The sequence below is a fragment of the Campylobacter sp. US55 genome (assembly GCF_004378955.1).
In the GTDB taxonomy this organism is placed as follows: domain Bacteria; phylum Campylobacterota; class Campylobacteria; order Campylobacterales; family Campylobacteraceae; genus Campylobacter_D; species Campylobacter_D jejuni.
In genome coordinates this window covers 1-17,399 of sequence record NZ_RYYF01000011.1, presented here as the reverse complement: position 1 = coordinate 17,399, position 17,399 = coordinate 1, and the positions used below count along the sequence as shown (strand labels likewise).

The window sequence follows — 17,399 nt, the reverse complement described above, 5'->3', positions numbered from 1 at the left end:
AAATTTACCATGAGGTATGTGCGATATGTTAGATAATAAATTAGGAAATCGTTTAAGAGTAGACTTCTCAAACATTTCAAAACAAATAGAAATCCCAAATCTTCTACAATTACAAAAAAAGAGTTTTGATTATTTTTTAAATCTTGATAATGGTGAAAGTGGTATAGAAAAAGTTTTTAAATCAATTTTTCCTATTCATGATCCGCAAAATAGATTGAGTCTTGAATATGTTAGTAGTGAAATAGGCAAGCCAAAATATACCATTCGCGAATGCATGGAAAGAGGTTTGACTTATTCTGTAAATTTAAAAATGAAAATCCGTCTTACTCTGCATGAAAAAGATGAAAAAACAGGGGAAAAAGTTGGAGTAAAAGATATTAAAGAACAAGAAATTTATATCCGCGAAATTCCTTTAATGACAGATCGTGTATCTTTTATCATTAATGGGGTTGAGAGGGTGGTTGTAAATCAATTACATAGAAGCCCTGGTGTTATTTTTAAAGAAGAAGAAAGTTCAACGGTTGCAAATAAGCTTGTTTATACAGCACAAATTATTCCTGATCGTGGTTCGTGGCTTTATTTTGAATACGATGCCAAAGATGTTCTGTATGTAAGAATCAATAAGCGTAGAAAAGTTCCTGTAACTATGCTTTTTAGAGCTTTAGGGTATAAAAAACAAGATATTATTAAGTTGTTTTATCCTATTCAGACTATACATGTGAAAAAAGATAAATTTTTAACAGAATTTAATCCAAATGATTTTATGGATAGAATAGAATATGATATTAAAGATGAAAAAGGAAAAATCGTTCATCAAGCTGGAAAAAGACTTACAAAGAAAAAAGCAGAACAGCTTATTAAAGACGGTTTAAAATGGATAGAATATCCTGTAGAAATTTTACTTAATCGTTATTTAGCAAATCCTATTATTGATAAAGAAAGTGGAGAGGTTTTATTTGATTCTTTAACTTTGTTAGATGAGAGTAAGCTTGCTAAGATTAAAGAGCAAAAAAGTTTTGATATAGCAAATGACTTGGCTAATGGCGTTGATGCAGCGATTATTAACTCCTTTGCTCAAGATGGAGAAACTCTAAAACTTCTTAAACAAAGTGAAAATATCGATGATGAAAATGATTTAGCTGCGATTAGAATTTACAAAGTTATGCGCCCAGGTGAACCTGTGGTAAAAGATGCAGCGAAGGCTTTTGTAAATGATTTATTCTTCAATCCTGAAAGATACGATCTTACCAAGGTAGGTCGTATGAAAATGAACCATAAGTTAGGTCTTGAAGTGCCTGAGTATGTTACTGTTTTGACTAATGAAGATATTATTAAAACTGCAAAATATTTAATTAAAGTAAAAAATGGTAAAGGACATATTGATGATAGAGATCATTTGGGAAATCGTCGTATCCGTTCTATAGGTGAACTTTTAGCCAATGAGCTTCATTTAGGTCTTGCAAAAATGCAAAAGGCGATCAGAGATAAATTTACTTCTTTAAATGCGGATCTTGATAAAGTAATGCCTTATGATTTAATCAATCCTAAAATGATTACTACAACTATCATTGAATTTTTTACAGGAGGTCAGCTTTCGCAATTTATGGATCAAACCAACCCTTTAAGTGAGGTTACTCATAAGCGTCGTTTGTCAGCGCTTGGTGAAGGTGGGCTTGTAAAAGAAAGAGCAGGTTTTGAAGTGCGTGATGTTCACGCGACACATTATGGTAGAATTTGTCCAGTTGAAACACCTGAAGGTCAAAATATTGGTTTGATTAACACTCTTTCTACTTATGCAAAAGTAAATGAACTTGGCTTTGTTGAAGCGCCATATAGAAAAGTTGTAAATGGTAAAGTGACTAATGAAGTTGTTTATCTTACAGCAACACAAGAAGAAGGCTTATTTATCGCACCAGCTTCAACTAAGGTTGATGCTAAAGGCAATATAGTAGAAGAATTTGTTGAGGCTAGACAAGATGGTGAAACTATACTTGCAAGACGCGAAGAAGTGCAATTAATCGATCTTTGCTCAGGTATGGTTGTTGGGGTTGCGGCTTCTTTGATTCCGTTTTTAGAGCACGATGATGCAAACAGGGCACTAATGGGTTCAAACATGCAACGTCAAGCTGTGCCACTTCTTACTGCTTCAGCTCCGATAGTAGGAACAGGTATGGAACAAATTATTGCGCGTGATGCTTGGGAAGCTGTTAAAGCAAAGCGTGGCGGTGTGGTTGAGAAAGTGGATAATAAAAGTATTTTCATTTTAGGTGAAGATGATAAAGGTCCATTTATTGACCATTATACTATGGAGAAAAATTTAAGAACCAATCAAAATACAAATTATATTCAACATCCTATTGTTAAAAAAGGTGATATAGTAAAAGCAGGACAAATTATCGCAGATGGTCCTTCTATGGATCAAGGCGAACTTGCTATAGGTAAAAATGCTTTAATCGCTTTTATGCCTTGGAATGGTTATAACTATGAGGATGCTATAGTTGTAAGTGAGAGAATTATTCGTGAAGATACCTTTACAAGCGTGCACATTTATGAAAAAGAAATTGAAGCAAGAGAACTAAAAGACGGTATAGAAGAAATTACCAAAGATATTCCAAATGTAAAAGAAGAAGATGTTGCGCATCTTGATGAGAGCGGTATTGCAAAAATTGGTACCCATATCAAACCAGGTATGATTTTGGTGGGCAAGGTTTCTCCAAAAGGTGAGGTTAAACCAACTCCTGAAGAAAGACTTTTAAGAGCGATTTTTGGAGAAAAAGCAGGACATGTTGTGAATAAATCCCTTTATGCAACCGCTTCTTTAGAGGGTGTTGTTGTGGATGTTAAAATTTTCACTAAAAAAGGCTATGAAAAAGATGATCGTGCAATAAAATCTTATGATAAGGAAAAAATGGCTTTAGAAAAAGAACATCATGATAGACTTTTGATGATGGATAGAGAAGAAATGCTTCGTGTTTGCGCTCTTCTTTCGAAAGCCCCTTTAAATAGCGATCAAAAAATTGGAGATAAAAATTATAAAAAAGGACAAACCGCAGATATTAGCGAACTTGAAAAAATCAATCGTTTTACTTTAACAACTTTGATTAAAGCTTATTCTAAAGAGATTCAAAAAGAATACGATGATTTAAAAAATCATTTCCAAAATGAGAAGAAAAAATTAAAAGCAGAACACGATGAAAAGCTTGAAATTTTAGAAAAAGATGATATTTTACCAAGTGGGGTAATTAAGCTTGTTAAAGTTTATATTGCTACAAAGAGAAAGCTTAAAGTCGGTGATAAAATGGCAGGGCGCCATGGAAACAAAGGTATAGTCTCAACCATAGTTCCTGAAGTGGATATGCCTTATTTACCAAATGGTAAAAGTGTGGATATTGCACTTAATCCACTTGGCGTTCCAAGTCGTATGAATATAGGCCAAATTTTAGAAAGCCATTTGGGTTTAATTGGACTTAGACTTGGGGATCAAATTCAAGAAATTTTTGACAGAAAGCAAAAAGATTTTCTTAAAGAATTAAGAGCAAAAATGCTTGAAATTTGTTCTATTCCAAGACTTGCAAGCGAAAAAGAATTTATTAAAAGCTTAAGCGATGAAGAGCTTTTAAACTATGCTAGAGACTGGAGTAAAGGAGTTAAATTTGCTACTCCTGTTTTTGAAGGTGTAAATATAGAAGAATTTAGCAAGCTTTTTGAAATGGCCAAGATAGATATGGACGGCAAAACAGAACTTTATGATGGACGTACGGGTGAGAAAATCGCAGAGCGTGTTCATGTGGGATGTATGTATATGCTAAAACTCCACCACTTAGTTGATGAGAAAGTTCACGCAAGAAGTACAGGACCTTACAGCTTAGTTACCCAACAACCTGTGGGTGGTAAAGCACTCTTTGGGGGACAAAGATTTGGGGAGATGGAAGTTTGGGCACTTGAAGCTTATGGAGCAGCTCATACTTTAAGAGAAATGTTAACTATCAAATCAGACGATGTAGAAGGTAGATTTAGTGCTTATAAAGCATTGACAAAAGGTGAAAATGTTCCAGCAACAGGAATTCCTGAAACATTTTTTGTATTAACCAATGAGCTTAAATCTCTTGCTCTAGATGTTGAGATTTTTGATAAGGATGAAGATAATGAGTAAATTTAAAGTAATAGAAATCAAAGAAGATGCAAGACCTAGGGATTTTGAAGCGTTTCAACTAAGACTTGCAAGTCCTGAAAAAATCAAATCATGGTCTTATGGAGAAGTAAAAAAACCAGAAACTATCAATTATAGAACCTTAAAGCCTGAAAGAGATGGGCTTTTTTGCGCAAAGATTTTTGGACCTATAAGAGATTATGAATGTCTTTGTGGTAAGTATAAAAAAATGCGTTTTAAAGGCGTTAAGTGCGAAAAATGTGGTGTTGAAGTAGCAAATTCAAAAGTGCGTCGTTCTAGAATGGGACATATCGAGCTTGTAACTCCTGTGGCTCATATTTGGTATGTTAATTCTCTTCCAAGTCGTATAGGAACGCTTTTGGGTGTTAAGATGAAAGATCTTGAGCGTGTGCTTTATTATGAAGCTTATATCGTTGAAAACCCAGGCGATGCTTTCTATGATAATGAAAGCACCAAAAAAGTAGAATATTGTGATGTTTTAAACGAAGAGCAATATCAAAATTTAATGCAACGCTATGAAAATAGTGGCTTTAAAGCAAGAATGGGTGGAGAAGTTGTTCGTGATTTACTTGCAAATTTAGATCTTGTAGCACTTTTAAATCAGCTTAAAGAAGAAATGGCGGCTACAAATTCAGAGGCTAAGAAAAAAACTATCATTAAACGCTTAAAAGTTGTAGAAAATTTCTTAAATTCAAATTTAAATGCCAATACCGATAGCGATGAAGCCGTACCAAATCGTCCTGAATGGATGATGATTACAAATCTTCCAGTTTTACCGCCAGATTTGCGTCCTTTAGTGGCTTTAGATGGTGGGAAATTTGCAGTTTCTGATGTGAATGACTTATATCGTCGCGTTATCAATAGAAATACACGTCTTAAAAAACTTATAGAACTTGATGCACCGGAAATCATTATAAGAAATGAAAAAAGAATGCTTCAAGAGGCTGTTGATGCACTTTTTGACAACGGTCGTCGTGCTAATGCTGTAAAGGGAGCAAATAAACGCCCATTGAAATCTTTAAGTGAAATTATTAAAGGTAAACAAGGACGTTTCAGACAAAACTTATTAGGTAAGAGGGTGGATTTCTCAGGTCGTAGTGTTATTGTTGTGGGTCCAAAACTTAGAATGGATCAATGTGGTTTACCTAAAAAAATGGCTTTAGAGCTCTTTAAGCCACATCTTTTAGCTAAGCTTGAAGAAAAAGGTTATGCAACCACAGTAAAACAAGCTAAAAAAATGATAGAAAACAAAACCAATGAAGTTTGGGAATGTTTAGAAGAGGTAGTAAAAGGGCATCCTGTTATGCTAAACCGTGCGCCTACTTTACATAAACTTTCTATTCAAGCTTTTCATCCTGTTTTAGTGGAAGGTAAGGCTATACAACTTCATCCTTTAGTTTGTGCAGCATTTAACGCAGACTTTGATGGGGATCAAATGGCGGTGCATGTGCCACTTTCTCAAGAGGCTATTGCAGAATGTAAAGTGCTCATGCTTTCATCAATGAATATTCTTTTGCCAGCAAGTGGTAAGTCTGTAACCGTTCCATCGCAAGATATGGTTTTAGGAATTTATTATCTTTCATTGGAAAAAGCCGGTGCTAAAGGTTCGCATAAAATTTGCACAGGCATTGATGAAGTGATGATGGCACTTGAAAGCAAGTGTTTGGATATTCATGCGAGTATACAAACTATGGTAGATGGTAGAAAGATTACCACTACAGCAGGAAGATTGATTATTAAATCCATTTTACCTCATTTTGTGCCTGAAAATAGCTGGAATAAAGTTTTAAAGAAAAAAGACATTGCCGCGCTTGTGGATTATGTTTATAAACAAGGTGGTTTAGAGATTACAGCAAGTTTCTTGGATAGACTTAAAAATTTAGGTTTTGAGTATGCAACTAAAGCAGGTATTTCAATTTCGATTGCAGATATTATTGTTCCTAATGACAAGCAAAAAGCTATCGATGAAGCAAAAAAACAAGTAAGAGAAATTCAAAATTCTTATAATCTTGGTTTGATTACTTCAGGGGAAAGATACAATAAAATCATTGATATTTGGAAAAGTACAAACAATGTCCTTTCAAAAGAGATGATGAAGCTTGTAGAAAAAGATAAAGAAGGCTTTAACTCTATTTATATGATGGCAGATTCTGGTGCTAGGGGTAGTGCGGCTCAAATTTCTCAGCTTGCTGCAATGAGAGGACTTATGACTAAACCTGATGGTTCTATTATCGAAACTCCTATTATTTCGAATTTCCGTGAAGGGCTAAATGTTCTTGAATACTTTATTTCAACTCACGGTGCTAGAAAAGGTCTTGCAGATACCGCTCTTAAAACAGCAAATGCGGGTTATTTGACAAGAAAACTTATCGATGTTGCACAAAATGTAAAAATTACCATTGAAGATTGTGGAACGCATGAGGGTGTTGAAATCAATGAAATTACCGCAGATAGCTCTATTATAGAAACTTTAGAAGAAAGAATTTTAGGCAGGGTTTTAGCTGAAGATGTGATCGATCCTATTACAAATTCTGTGCTTTTTGCAGAAGGTACTTTAATGGATGAGGAAAAAGCAAAAATTCTTGGAGAAAGCGGTATAAAAAGTGTCAATATCCGCACTCCTATTACCTGCAAAGCTAAAAAAGGAATTTGTGCAAAATGTTATGGTATCAATCTTGGTGAAGGTAAATTGGTAAAACCAGGCGAAGCGGTAGGAATTATTTCCGCTCAATCTATCGGTGAACCAGGAACGCAGCTAACTCTAAGAACTTTCCACAGCGGGGGAACTGCAAGTACGGATTTACAAGATAGACAAGTAAGCGCACAAAAAGAAGGTTTTATAAGATTTTATAATCTTAAAACTTATAAAAACAAAGAAGGTAAAAATATCGTAGCAAATCGTAGAAATGCGGCGATTTTACTTGTGGAGCCAAAAATCAAAACTCCATTTAAAGGTGTGATTAATATAGAAAATATTCATGAAGATGTGATTGTTTCTATTAAAGATAAAAAACAAGAAGTAAAATACATACTAAGAAAATACGATCTTGCTAAACCAAATGAATTAGCAGGTGTAAGTGGCAGTATAGATGGAAAACTTTATTTGCCATATCAAAGCGGTATGCAAGTAGAAGAAAATGAAAGTATCGTAGAAGTGATTAAAGAGGGTTGGAATGTGCCAAATCGTATTCCTTTTGCGAGTGAAATTTTAGTAGAAGATGGTGAGCCTGTAGTGCAAAATATCAAAGCAGGCGAAAAAGGAACGCTTAAATTTTATATCCTTAAAGGCGATGGTTTAGATAGAGTAAAAAATGTTAAAAAAGGCGATATTGTTAAAGAAAAAGGATTCTTTGTAGTGATTGCTGATGAAAATGATAGAGAAGCAAAAAGACACTATATACCAAGAGAATCTAAGATAGAATTTAACGATAGTGAAAAAATCGATGATGCAAATACTATCATTGCAAGTGCTCCTAAAAAAGAAAGAAAAGTGATTGCAGAATGGGATGCTTATAATAATACTATCATTGCAGAAATTGATGGTGTTGTAAGCTTTGAGGATATTGAAGCAGGTTATAGTGCTGATGAGCAAATTGATGAAGCTACAGGTAAGCGTTCTTTAGTGATTAATGAATATTTACCAAGCGGAGTTAGACCGACTTTGGTAATTGCAGGAAAAGGTGATAAGGCTGTGCGTTATCAGCTTGAACCAAAAACCGTTATTTTTGTTCATGATGGTGATAAAATCGCTCAAGCAGATATTTTAGCAAAAACTCCAAAAGCAGCAGCTAAATCAAAAGATATTACAGGAGGTCTTCCAAGAGTTTCTGAACTTTTTGAAGCAAGAAAACCAAAAAATGCGGCTGTGATTGCAGAAATTGATGGTGTTGTTCGTTTTGATAAACCTTTGCGTTCTAAAGAAAGAATTATTATCCAAGCAGAAGATGGTACAAGTGCTGAGTATTTAATCGATAAATCAAAACACATTCAAGTAAGAGATGGCGAGTTTATCCACGCAGGTGAAAAACTTACAGATGGAGTTGTTTCAAGTCATGATGTGCTTAAAATTTTAGGTGAAAAAGCCTTGCATTATTATTTGATTTCTGAAATTCAACAAGTTTATCGCGGACAAGGTGTTGTGATTTCTGATAAACATATAGAAGTTATCGTTTCTCAAATGCTAAGACAAGTAAAAGTTGTAGATAGTGGACATACGAAATTTATCGAGGGTGATTTGGTTTCAAGACGTAAATTCCGTGAAGAAAACGAAAGAATCATTAGAATGGGTGGAGAACCTGCTATTGCTGAGCCTGTGCTTTTAGGTGTAACAAGAGCAGCGATTGGAAGCGATAGTGTTATTTCTGCAGCTTCATTCCAAGAAACTACTAAAGTTCTAACCGAAGCAAGTATAGCGGGTAAATTTGACTACTTAGAAGATTTAAAAGAAAATGTTATTCTAGGTAGAATGATACCTGTTGGAACAGGGCTTTATGGTGAACAAAATTTAAAACTTAAAGAACAAGAATAAAACTCTATTTTATAGCCCTTCTGGGCTATATTTCTTCATTTTCAATCTTTTTAACTAAAATATAAGCAAAATTTAGATATCATCCAAATTTTATTACATTTTTAAAGAAAGGAATTATTGTGCCTACCATAAATCAATTGGTTAGAAAAGAGCGCAAAAAAGTTTTAGAAAAATCTAAATCTCCAGCGCTTAAAAATTGTCCACAAAGAAGGGGAGTTTGCACTAGGGTTTATACTACAACACCTAAAAAACCAAACTCAGCGTTAAGAAAAGTTGCCAAAGTAAGACTTACTAGTGGCTTTGAAGTGATCAGCTATATCGGCGGTGAAGGTCATAACTTGCAAGAACACAGCATTGTTTTAGTGCGTGGTGGTAGGGTAAAAGACTTACCAGGGGTTAAATATCACATCGTTCGTGGTGCTCTTGATACAGCAGGTGTTGCAAAAAGAACAGTTTCTCGTTCTAAATATGGTGCTAAACGCCCTAAAGCAGGCGCTGCAAAATAATCATTCATACAGACAAATCCGTTAGATTTGATTTTGTTTGAGTAAAATTTAAAATTTGAAGGAAAAATAATGAGAAGAAGAAAAGCTCCGGTAAGAGAAGTCTTGCCTGATCCGATTTATGGTAATAAAGTAATCACAAAATTTATTAATTCTTTAATGTATGATGGTAAAAAAAGCACAGCTACAACAATTATGTATGGTGCTTTGGAAGCTATTGATAAAAAAGGTGGCGAGAAAAAAGGTATTGATATTTTTAATGATGCGATTGAAAATATTAAGCCTTTATTAGAAGTGAAATCTCGTCGTGTAGGTGGTGCAACCTATCAAGTTCCAGTAGAAGTTCGCCCTGCTAGACAACAAGCTTTGGCGATTCGTTGGATTATTTCTTTTGCAAGAAAAAGAAGCGAAAGAACTATGATTGATAAACTTGCAGCTGAGCTTTTAGATGCAGCAAATAGCAAAGGTGCTTCATTTAAGAAGAAAGAAGATACTTATAAAATGGCTGAAGCAAATAAAGCATTTGCTCACTATCGTTGGTAAGAAGGAGTGTGTATGTCAAGAAGTACTCCTTTAAAAAAAGTTAGAAATATCGGTATTGCTGCTCACATCGATGCGGGTAAAACGACTACATCTGAAAGAATTCTTTTCTTTACTGGTATGAGTCATAAAATCGGTGAAGTTCATGATGGTGCTGCAACTATGGACTGGATGGAACAAGAGAAAGAGCGTGGGATTACTATCACTTCTGCGGCTACAACTTGTTTTTGGAAAGATCATCAAATCAATCTTATTGACACTCCAGGCCACGTGGATTTTACAATTGAAGTTGAAAGATCTATGCGTGTTCTTGATGGTGCTGTTGCGGTATTTTGTTCAGTGGGTGGGGTGCAGCCTCAAAGTGAAACAGTTTGGAGACAAGCAAATAAATATGGTGTTCCAAGAATAGTATTTGTAAATAAAATGGATAGAATCGGTGCAAATTTTTATAATGTAGAAGATCAAATTCGCAACCGTTTAAAAGCTAATCCAGTTCCACTTCAAATTCCAATTGGTGCTGAGGATAATTTTAAAGGCGTAATCGATCTTGTAACTATGAAAGCTTTAGTTTGGGAAGATGATACTAAGCCAACGGATTATGTAGAAAAAGAAATTCCAGCTGAACTTAAAGAAAAGGCAGAAGAATATCGCACAAAAATGATAGAAGCAGTTTCTGAAACTTCAGATGAGTTGATGGAAAAATATTTAGGCGGAGAAGAATTAAGCCTTGAAGAGATCAAAACAGGGATTAAAGCAGGATGTTTAAGTCTTTCCATCGTTCCTATGCTTTGCGGTACAGCGTTTAAAAATAAAGGGGTTCAACCTTTACTTGATGCTGTTGTGGCTTATTTGCCAGCTCCTGATGAAGTGGCAAATATCAAGGGTGAATATGAAGATGGCACAGAAGTTTCTGTAAAATCAACTGATGATGGCGAGTTTGCAGGACTTGCATTTAAAATCATGACAGATCCATTTGTAGGACAACTTACTTTCGTGCGTGTTTATCGCGGTTGTTTAGAAAGCGGTTCTTATGCATATAACTCAACTAAAGATAAAAAAGAAAGAATTGGCCGTTTGTTAAAAATGCACTCTAACAAAAGAGAAGAGATTAAAGTGCTTTACGCAGGCGAAATTGGTGCTGTTGTAGGACTTAAAGATACTTTAACAGGGGATACTCTTGCAAGTGAAAAAGATAAGGTAATCCTTGAAAGAATGGATTTTCCAGATCCAGTTATTTCTGTTGCAGTTGAGCCAAAAACTAAAGCTGATCAAGAAAAAATGTCTATTGCTTTAAATAAATTAGCACAAGAAGATCCAAGTTTTAGAGTTTCTACAGATGAAGAAAGTGGTCAAACTATCATTTCAGGTATGGGTGAGTTACACCTTGAAATTATCGTTGATAGAATGCTTCGTGAATTTAAAGTTGAAGCTGAAGTAGGTCAACCACAAGTTGCTTATCGCGAAACTATTAGAAAAACTGTTGAACAAGAATACAAATACGCTAAACAATCAGGTGGTCGTGGTCAGTATGGACATGTATTCTTACGCCTTGAACCGCTTGAGCCAGGTAGTGGATATGAATTTGTTAATGATATTAAAGGTGGGGTAATTCCAAAAGAATACATTCCTGCAGTTGATAAAGGTGTTCAAGAAGCATTGCAAAATGGTGTTTTAGCAGGTTATCCTGTGGAAGATGTTAAAGTAACTGTTTATGATGGAAGTTATCACGAGGTGGATTCATCTGAGATGGCATTTAAACTTGCTGCTTCTATGGGCTTTAAAGAAGGTGCTAGAAAAGCAGGTGCTGTGATCTTAGAGCCTATGATGAAAGTTGAAGTAGAAACTCCTGAAGATTACATGGGTGATGTTATTGGAGATCTTAACAAACGCCGTGGTCAAGTAAATAGCATGGATGAGCGTGGTGGAAATAAAATCATCACAGCATTTTGTCCTTTGGCTGAAATGTTTGGTTATTCTACTGATCTTAGAAGTCAAACTCAAGGTCGTGCGACTTATTCTATGGAATTTGATCACTATGATGAAGTTCCTAAAAATGTTGCGGATGAAATCATCAAAAAAAGAAACGGTTAAATTTTTAGCGGGATTTTTCCCGCTTTCTGTCCTCGTAGCTCAGCAGGATAGAGCGCAAAATTCCTAATTTTGAGGCCGTGAGTTCGAATCTCGCCGTGGACACCATTTTATGAGGTGTTATTATGATAAAAATTGCTTTTTTTATAACTTTTGTAATTTCTTTTTTGACAGCACAAAGCCCAGTAAATTTTAAAGAAGATAATAATATAACAAAAGAACAAAATATATTTAAAGAACAACCTCCAAAACGCATTAAAATTCCAACGCATTAAAATATATGTCAGATTTGATTACGCTAGCACAATTATCACAAGGGTATCGTTATAATAGTGATTCTTTAATTTTAGCTAATTTTATTTTAAAACAAGGAATTAAAGGCGCTGTTTTTGATGTAGGTGCGGGCTGTGGTATCATAGGTATTTTACTTAAAAAAAATATTGCAAATTTAAGTTTATCTTTGATTGATATTCAAAAAGAAAATATAAAATTGATTGAAAAAAATTTAAAATCCAACCAAATACAAGGCGATATTTTTCATGATGATTTCAATCAATTTCAAAGCATAAAAAAATTTGACTTCATAGTTTGCAATCCTCCATTTTATAGACAAGGAGCTTACAAGAGTGAAGATCGGCATAAAGCTATAAGTAAATTTCAGGAATTTTTACCCTTGCATAGCTTTTTAACTAAAGCAAATTCTATGCTTAAGCCAAATGGTACTTTGTATTTTTGCTATGAAGCTTTAGCTTTAGATGAAATTTGTTTTATTTTAAAAGATATGAAAATAAAAATAACAAAGCTTTGCTTTGTACATACACATCAAAACAAAAAAGCAAGACTTGTTTTGATACAGGTAAAAAAAGGTTCAAAATCGCCTTGTGAGATTTTACCTCCTTTTTTTGTATATGAAAATGAAATTTTAAGCAAACAAATGCAAGAAATTCACTTAAGATTTAGGTTAAAAAGTTATGATATTTGATAAAAATTTTTCTTATGCTTTTGATGAAAATGCTTGTGAGAAATGCGGTGGAAAGTGTTGCACTGGAGAAAGTGGCAATATTTTTGCAAGCAAGGAAGAATTAGAAGCATTAAGAAAGCATTTAAATTTAGAAAGCAAAGAATTTGCTGAAAAATACTTGAGAAAAGTGGGCTTTAAAATGAGTTTTAAGGAAGTCGAATTTGAAGATGGCTTTGCTTGCATTTTTTTTGATGCTCAAAAAAGAAATTGCAGTATCTACGATTTTCGTCCAAAACAATGCAGAACTTTTCCATTTTGGGAATATTTTAAAACACATCAAAAGGAATTAGAAAAAGAATGTATAGGTATTTGTTATTTGTCTTAGCAGCCTTTTTTTTGGCAGCTTGTGGAAGTTCAAAAATCAATGTTGTTTATCCTGATTATACAAAATATAAAAGCAATGATTTTGATTTAAGGGTTATGAAGGCTTATAATTATGAGTATTATAAACAATACAAAGAAGCCAGAGATGAATTTTTAAGTCTTTATCAAGATTATAATAATACTAATTTTTTAGAAAATGCATTTTTACTTACTTTAGCAAACAATCTTGACAAGCAAGCAGAGTTAAATAATCTAGCAAAGCCTTATTTAAATCAAAATGACAATCTTAAGCGACTTAGTGCTCTTTATGCTTTAAATTCAAATGATATCAACAATGCTCAAAAACTTATGAAAGAGCTTTTAACAAAAAAGGATAGTGATCCTAGAAATTTAGAGCTTTACGGGGATATTTTGGTTAAAAAAAATGATTTAAAAAATGCTACAAAATACTATAGATCTGCTTATAATCAAGTGCAAAATGAAGAAATTTTATTTAAACTCATAGGAATTTATGCGATTTTGAATGATGCTTTAAATATTAAAAATGTTTTAGAATTTTCAAGAAAAACCAATGGTTGCACTCTCAAAACTTGCGTCTTGCTTGCTAAAATTTATTTTGATGAAAAAAATATCGAAGCTTTAAAAAGTATATATAAAGAGCTTTATCAACTTACCAAAAATAAAAGTTTTGCATTGGCTTTGGTTGAGCTTTTAAATTCTCAAGGTAAAACAGAAGAAGCTTTAAAAATTTCTTTGCAGTATGATTTAGATGATGATATTAAACTCGCTTTGTATCAGAATTTAAAACGCTTTGATGATGCTAAAAAAATGAGTTTAGCTCTTTATCATAAAACAAAAAATAAAGAATATCTTCTACGAGCGGCAGTTTTTGAATTTGAAGCTGCAAATGAAGCTAAAAAAATCACTCCAAAAGTAATTGATTCTGTAAAAGAAAAATTCGAACAGGCTATCGATAAAGATAGCAATGCTTTGTATTTAAACTACTATGGATATTTGCTTATAGATTATGATTTAGATGTTAAAAAAGGTATAGAGCTTGTGAAACTTGCCTTAGAAAAAGATCCGCAGAATTTGTATTATTTAGATTCTTTAGCTTGGGGGTATTATAAACTAGGCGATTGTAAGCAAGCATGGGAAATTTTAAAACAAACATTAGATGATAAAGAATTTGCAAATTCTGATGAGAGTAAAGCTCATATAAAAGCGATAAAGGCGTGTGTAAAACCATGATATTGGATAAAATTTTTGAAAAAACAAAAGAAGATTTAAAAGAACGCAAACTAAAACTTCCTTATGATATGTTAGGGCGTTCTTTAGCTTCAAATCCTTTCTTTCCAAAAGATGTGATTAAAGCTTTAAAAAGAGTAGAAAAAGAAGTTAAAATCATAGCAGAAGTAAAAAAAGCAAGTCCTAGCAAGGGAGTCATTAGAGAAGACTTTGATCCTTTGAGTATCGCTTTAAATTATGAGAAGAACAAAGCTGCGGCGATTTCTGTTTTGACTGAGCCACATTTTTTTAAAGGTTCTTTAGAATACTTAAGTCTTATACGCCGTTATACACAAATTCCTTTACTTAGAAAAGATTTTATCTTTGATGAGTATCAAATTTTAGAAGCTTTGGTTTATGGGGCAGATTTTGTATTGCTGATCGCTAAAATGCTAAGCATGAAAGAGCTTAAAAAACTGCTTGAGTTTGCAAGACATTTAGGTCTTGAGGCTTTGGTTGAAATTCATGATAAAGAGGATTTGAGTAAGGCTATTTTTGCTGGAGCGGATATTATCGGTATCAATCATCGTAATTTAGAGGATTTTACTATGGATATGAGTTTGTGCGAAAAACTTATCCCACAAATCCCAAATTCAAAAATCATCATCGCAGAAAGCGGTTTAGAAAATAAAGAATTTTTAGGGCATTTACAAAATTTAGGCGTTGATGCTTTTTTAATCGGCGAATATTTTATGCGTGAAGAAGATGAAGGAAAGGCTTTAAAAGCTTTGCTTTAAGGAGGGAAAATGCAGTATTTGTATGCACCATGGCGGAGTGAGTATTTTGAAAAAGAAAAAAGCATTTGTCCATTTTGTGATTGTGCTAATAAGATTAAAAGTGATGAAGATTTAGGCGTGATTTTTAGAGCAAAGCATTGTTTTGGAGTGATGAACCGCTATCCTTATTCTGCGGGGCATTTTATGGTGATTCCTTATATACATGAAGAGCATATAGAAAATTTAAGCGATGAAATTTGGCAAGAAATGAGCCATTTTGTGCGTTTGGGAGTGAAAATTTTAAAAGAGCAAATTCATGCAAATGGGGTCAATATCGGTATGAATTTAAGCAAAGATGCGGGAGCTGGCATAGCTTTTCATTGTCATTATCATCTAGTGCCACGCTGGGCAGGAGATACAAATTTTATCACAACCATAGGAGAAACTAGGGTTTGTGGCACTAATATCGAGCAAGTTTATCAAAAACTTGTTTTGGCTTTTAAAAATGCTCAGTGAAGTTGAATTTACAGAATTTCAAAAAGAAAATTTCTCTCTTTTAATCGATGCAAGAAGCCCTAGAGAATTTTTGCATTCTCATTTGATAGGAGCTTTAAATTTTTATGCACTCAATGATGAAGAATATCAAGAAATAGGAACAATTTATAAGAAAAATCAAGCTTTAGCTAAGGCTAGGGGTGCGAGTTATATTTGTCAAAATACCGCTAAGCATATATTAGAAATCACCCAAAATTTTCGCATAGGAGAAAAGGTGGGGATTTATTGTTCTCGTGGGGGTTTGCGTTCAAAGTCTATCGCAGTGATTTTAAGTGAGCTTGGCTTTAGAGTGGTGCGTTTAAAAGGTGGCTTTAAAGCTTATAGAACTTTTGTAACGCATTATTTTGAAAATGAAATAAATTTTGATTTTTTTACTCTTTGCGGCAATACAGGCTGTGGAAAAACAGAGCTTTTAGAGCAACTTCCACAAGCTATAAATTTGGAAAAAATAGCAAATCATTTAGGCTCGTCTTTTGGTGATATTTTAGGAAAACAACCTACGCAAAAAGCTTTTGAAGCAGAACTTTTTCACAATATGCAAAATTTAGAAAATTTTGCTTTCATAGAAAGCGAAAGTCGCAAAATAGGGGATATCATCTTACCTTTGAAATTTTATGAAAAAATGCAAAAGGCTTTTAAAATTTATTGTTTTTGTTCTTTGGAAAATCGCATTAAAAGAATACAAAAAATTTATCAAGAGAAAATGACTCTTTTAAAATTTCAACAATGTGTGCAAAAAATTAGCCCTTATATCAGCTTAAATTTACGCCAAGATTTGCTTCAAAGTTATGAGAGAAAAGAATGGCAAAAGCTTATTGTTATGCTTTTGGAGTATTATGATAAAACTTATAAAAAACCAGATAAGATTGATCTTGAGTTAAATACTGATGATATTTTAAAAGCTAAAGAAGAAATTTTAAGATATTTTAAGCTAAAAAACTACATTTTAATTTAATTTTTTTATCACTTTGCAAAAAAATTATACTATTTTCTTTAAAAAAATAAAAAAAATCACAAATTTCTTTTTTATTTTTGAAATTGTTATTTTTTAATTTCTCAAAGTATTGTAAATTAGGCTTTTAGATATTGTTTTTTCATTTACCCTAAATTTTTATATAAAAGTAATATTTATTACATAAATCATTTTATTTAGGGCTTTTAAATGTAGTTTTTATAGTATTTAAAAGCCAATCATGTATTTATTTTTTTGTTTAAAATATGGATATTATATTTCAATGGGAATAAAATAATAAATTTTAATTTAATTTATAATTAAGCTAAATTTAATTAGAATTGCACTCGTTTTTTTGCGATGTTATAAAACATTGTTATTTTAATTTTATTTTCCAAGGACATCTATGCCAGCTATTAAGCTTTTTAACTTCACGGGGGGGGGGTATAGAGAATTTTGGTTTAGACTTTCTATTGTCACTTTCTTAAGTGTCAATGCTTTTGCAACCACTTAAGAAAACACTACAGATAATCTAAATTTCAATATTCCAGAACATTATTTTAGTAATAACGAACTTTATGATAAAAGCAATTCTACTTATAAAAAACTCCAAGGTATAAATTATTATGCTAAGAGTTCTAAACAAGATATTAATAATCTTACTCTAATTTATAACAATCCTAAATCAAATATTTCAAATACAAACGATTTAAA

General features: G+C 33.0%; 12 protein-coding genes, 1 tRNA gene and 1 pseudogene. All 14 read left to right on the top strand.

Annotated elements, in window-relative coordinates:
• Window positions 1–16: 16 nt before the first annotated feature.
• Window positions 17–4,153 carry a DNA-directed RNA polymerase subunit beta gene (gene rpoB / locus ELQ07_RS07420; RefSeq protein WP_072225851.1) on the top strand — a complete coding sequence of 1,379 codons (4,137 nt, stop codon included), beginning with the start codon at window positions 17–19 and terminating at the stop codon, window positions 4,151–4,153.
• Window positions 4,146–8,699, top strand: a complete 4,554-nt coding sequence (gene rpoC / locus ELQ07_RS07415; protein ID WP_070316534.1) for a DNA-directed RNA polymerase subunit beta' — start codon at window positions 4,146–4,148, stop codon at window positions 8,697–8,699. The genes rpoB and rpoC overlap by 8 nt, the downstream gene beginning before the upstream one ends.
• A gap of 119 nt (window positions 8,700–8,818) precedes the next feature.
• Window positions 8,819–9,205: a 30S ribosomal protein S12 gene (rpsL, locus tag ELQ07_RS07410; RefSeq protein WP_002782934.1), complete on the top strand. Its 387-nt coding sequence runs from the start codon at window positions 8,819–8,821 to the stop codon at window positions 9,203–9,205.
• A 69-nt stretch (window positions 9,206–9,274) separates the two neighbouring features.
• Entirely contained in the window at window positions 9,275–9,745 is a 471-nt protein-coding gene (gene rpsG / locus ELQ07_RS07405; protein WP_002779471.1) for a 30S ribosomal protein S7, read from the top strand.
• Window positions 9,746–9,757: 12 nt separating this feature from the next.
• Window positions 9,758–11,833, top strand: a complete 2,076-nt coding sequence (fusA, locus tag ELQ07_RS07400) for an elongation factor G (protein WP_002779472.1) — start codon at window positions 9,758–9,760, stop codon at window positions 11,831–11,833.
• Window positions 11,834–11,861: 28 nt separating this feature from the next.
• Window positions 11,862–11,938, top strand: a tRNA-Arg gene (locus tag ELQ07_RS07395).
• A gap of 17 nt (window positions 11,939–11,955) precedes the next feature.
• Window positions 11,956–12,105 carry a hypothetical protein gene (locus ELQ07_RS07390; RefSeq protein WP_002857548.1) on the top strand — a complete coding sequence of 50 codons (150 nt, stop codon included), beginning with the start codon at window positions 11,956–11,958 and terminating at the stop codon, window positions 12,103–12,105.
• 5 nt (window positions 12,106–12,110) lie between these two features.
• Window positions 12,111–12,812, top strand: a complete 702-nt coding sequence (locus ELQ07_RS07385; RefSeq protein ID WP_070316535.1) for a tRNA1(Val) (adenine(37)-N6)-methyltransferase — start codon at window positions 12,111–12,113, stop codon at window positions 12,810–12,812.
• Window positions 12,802–13,176: a YkgJ family cysteine cluster protein gene (locus ELQ07_RS07380; RefSeq protein WP_070316536.1), complete on the top strand. Its 375-nt coding sequence runs from the start codon at window positions 12,802–12,804 to the stop codon at window positions 13,174–13,176. Before ELQ07_RS07385 ends, ELQ07_RS07380 begins: the two co-directional genes overlap by 11 nt.
• On the top strand, window positions 13,149–14,426 hold the full coding sequence (locus ELQ07_RS07375) for an ATP-dependent nuclease subunit B (protein WP_134224950.1): 1,278 nt from the start codon (window positions 13,149–13,151) through the stop codon (window positions 14,424–14,426). Before ELQ07_RS07380 ends, ELQ07_RS07375 begins: the two co-directional genes overlap by 28 nt.
• Window positions 14,423–15,199 carry an indole-3-glycerol phosphate synthase TrpC gene (gene trpC / locus ELQ07_RS07370; RefSeq protein WP_134224949.1) on the top strand — a complete coding sequence of 259 codons (777 nt, stop codon included), beginning with the start codon at window positions 14,423–14,425 and terminating at the stop codon, window positions 15,197–15,199. The genes ELQ07_RS07375 and trpC overlap by 4 nt, the downstream gene beginning before the upstream one ends.
• A 9-nt stretch (window positions 15,200–15,208) precedes the next feature.
• Window positions 15,209–15,694 carry an HIT domain-containing protein gene (locus tag ELQ07_RS07365; RefSeq protein ID WP_070316538.1) on the top strand — a complete coding sequence of 162 codons (486 nt, stop codon included), beginning with the start codon at window positions 15,209–15,211 and terminating at the stop codon, window positions 15,692–15,694.
• Complete coding sequence (gene mnmH, locus ELQ07_RS07360) at window positions 15,684–16,688, top strand: tRNA 2-selenouridine(34) synthase MnmH (RefSeq protein WP_070316539.1); 1,005 nt, start codon at window positions 15,684–15,686, stop codon at window positions 16,686–16,688. The genes ELQ07_RS07365 and mnmH overlap by 11 nt, the downstream gene beginning before the upstream one ends.
• A gap of 403 nt (window positions 16,689–17,091) precedes the next feature.
• A pseudogene (locus ELQ07_RS07355) lies at window positions 17,092–17,399 on the top strand (hypothetical protein); the annotation flags it as partial.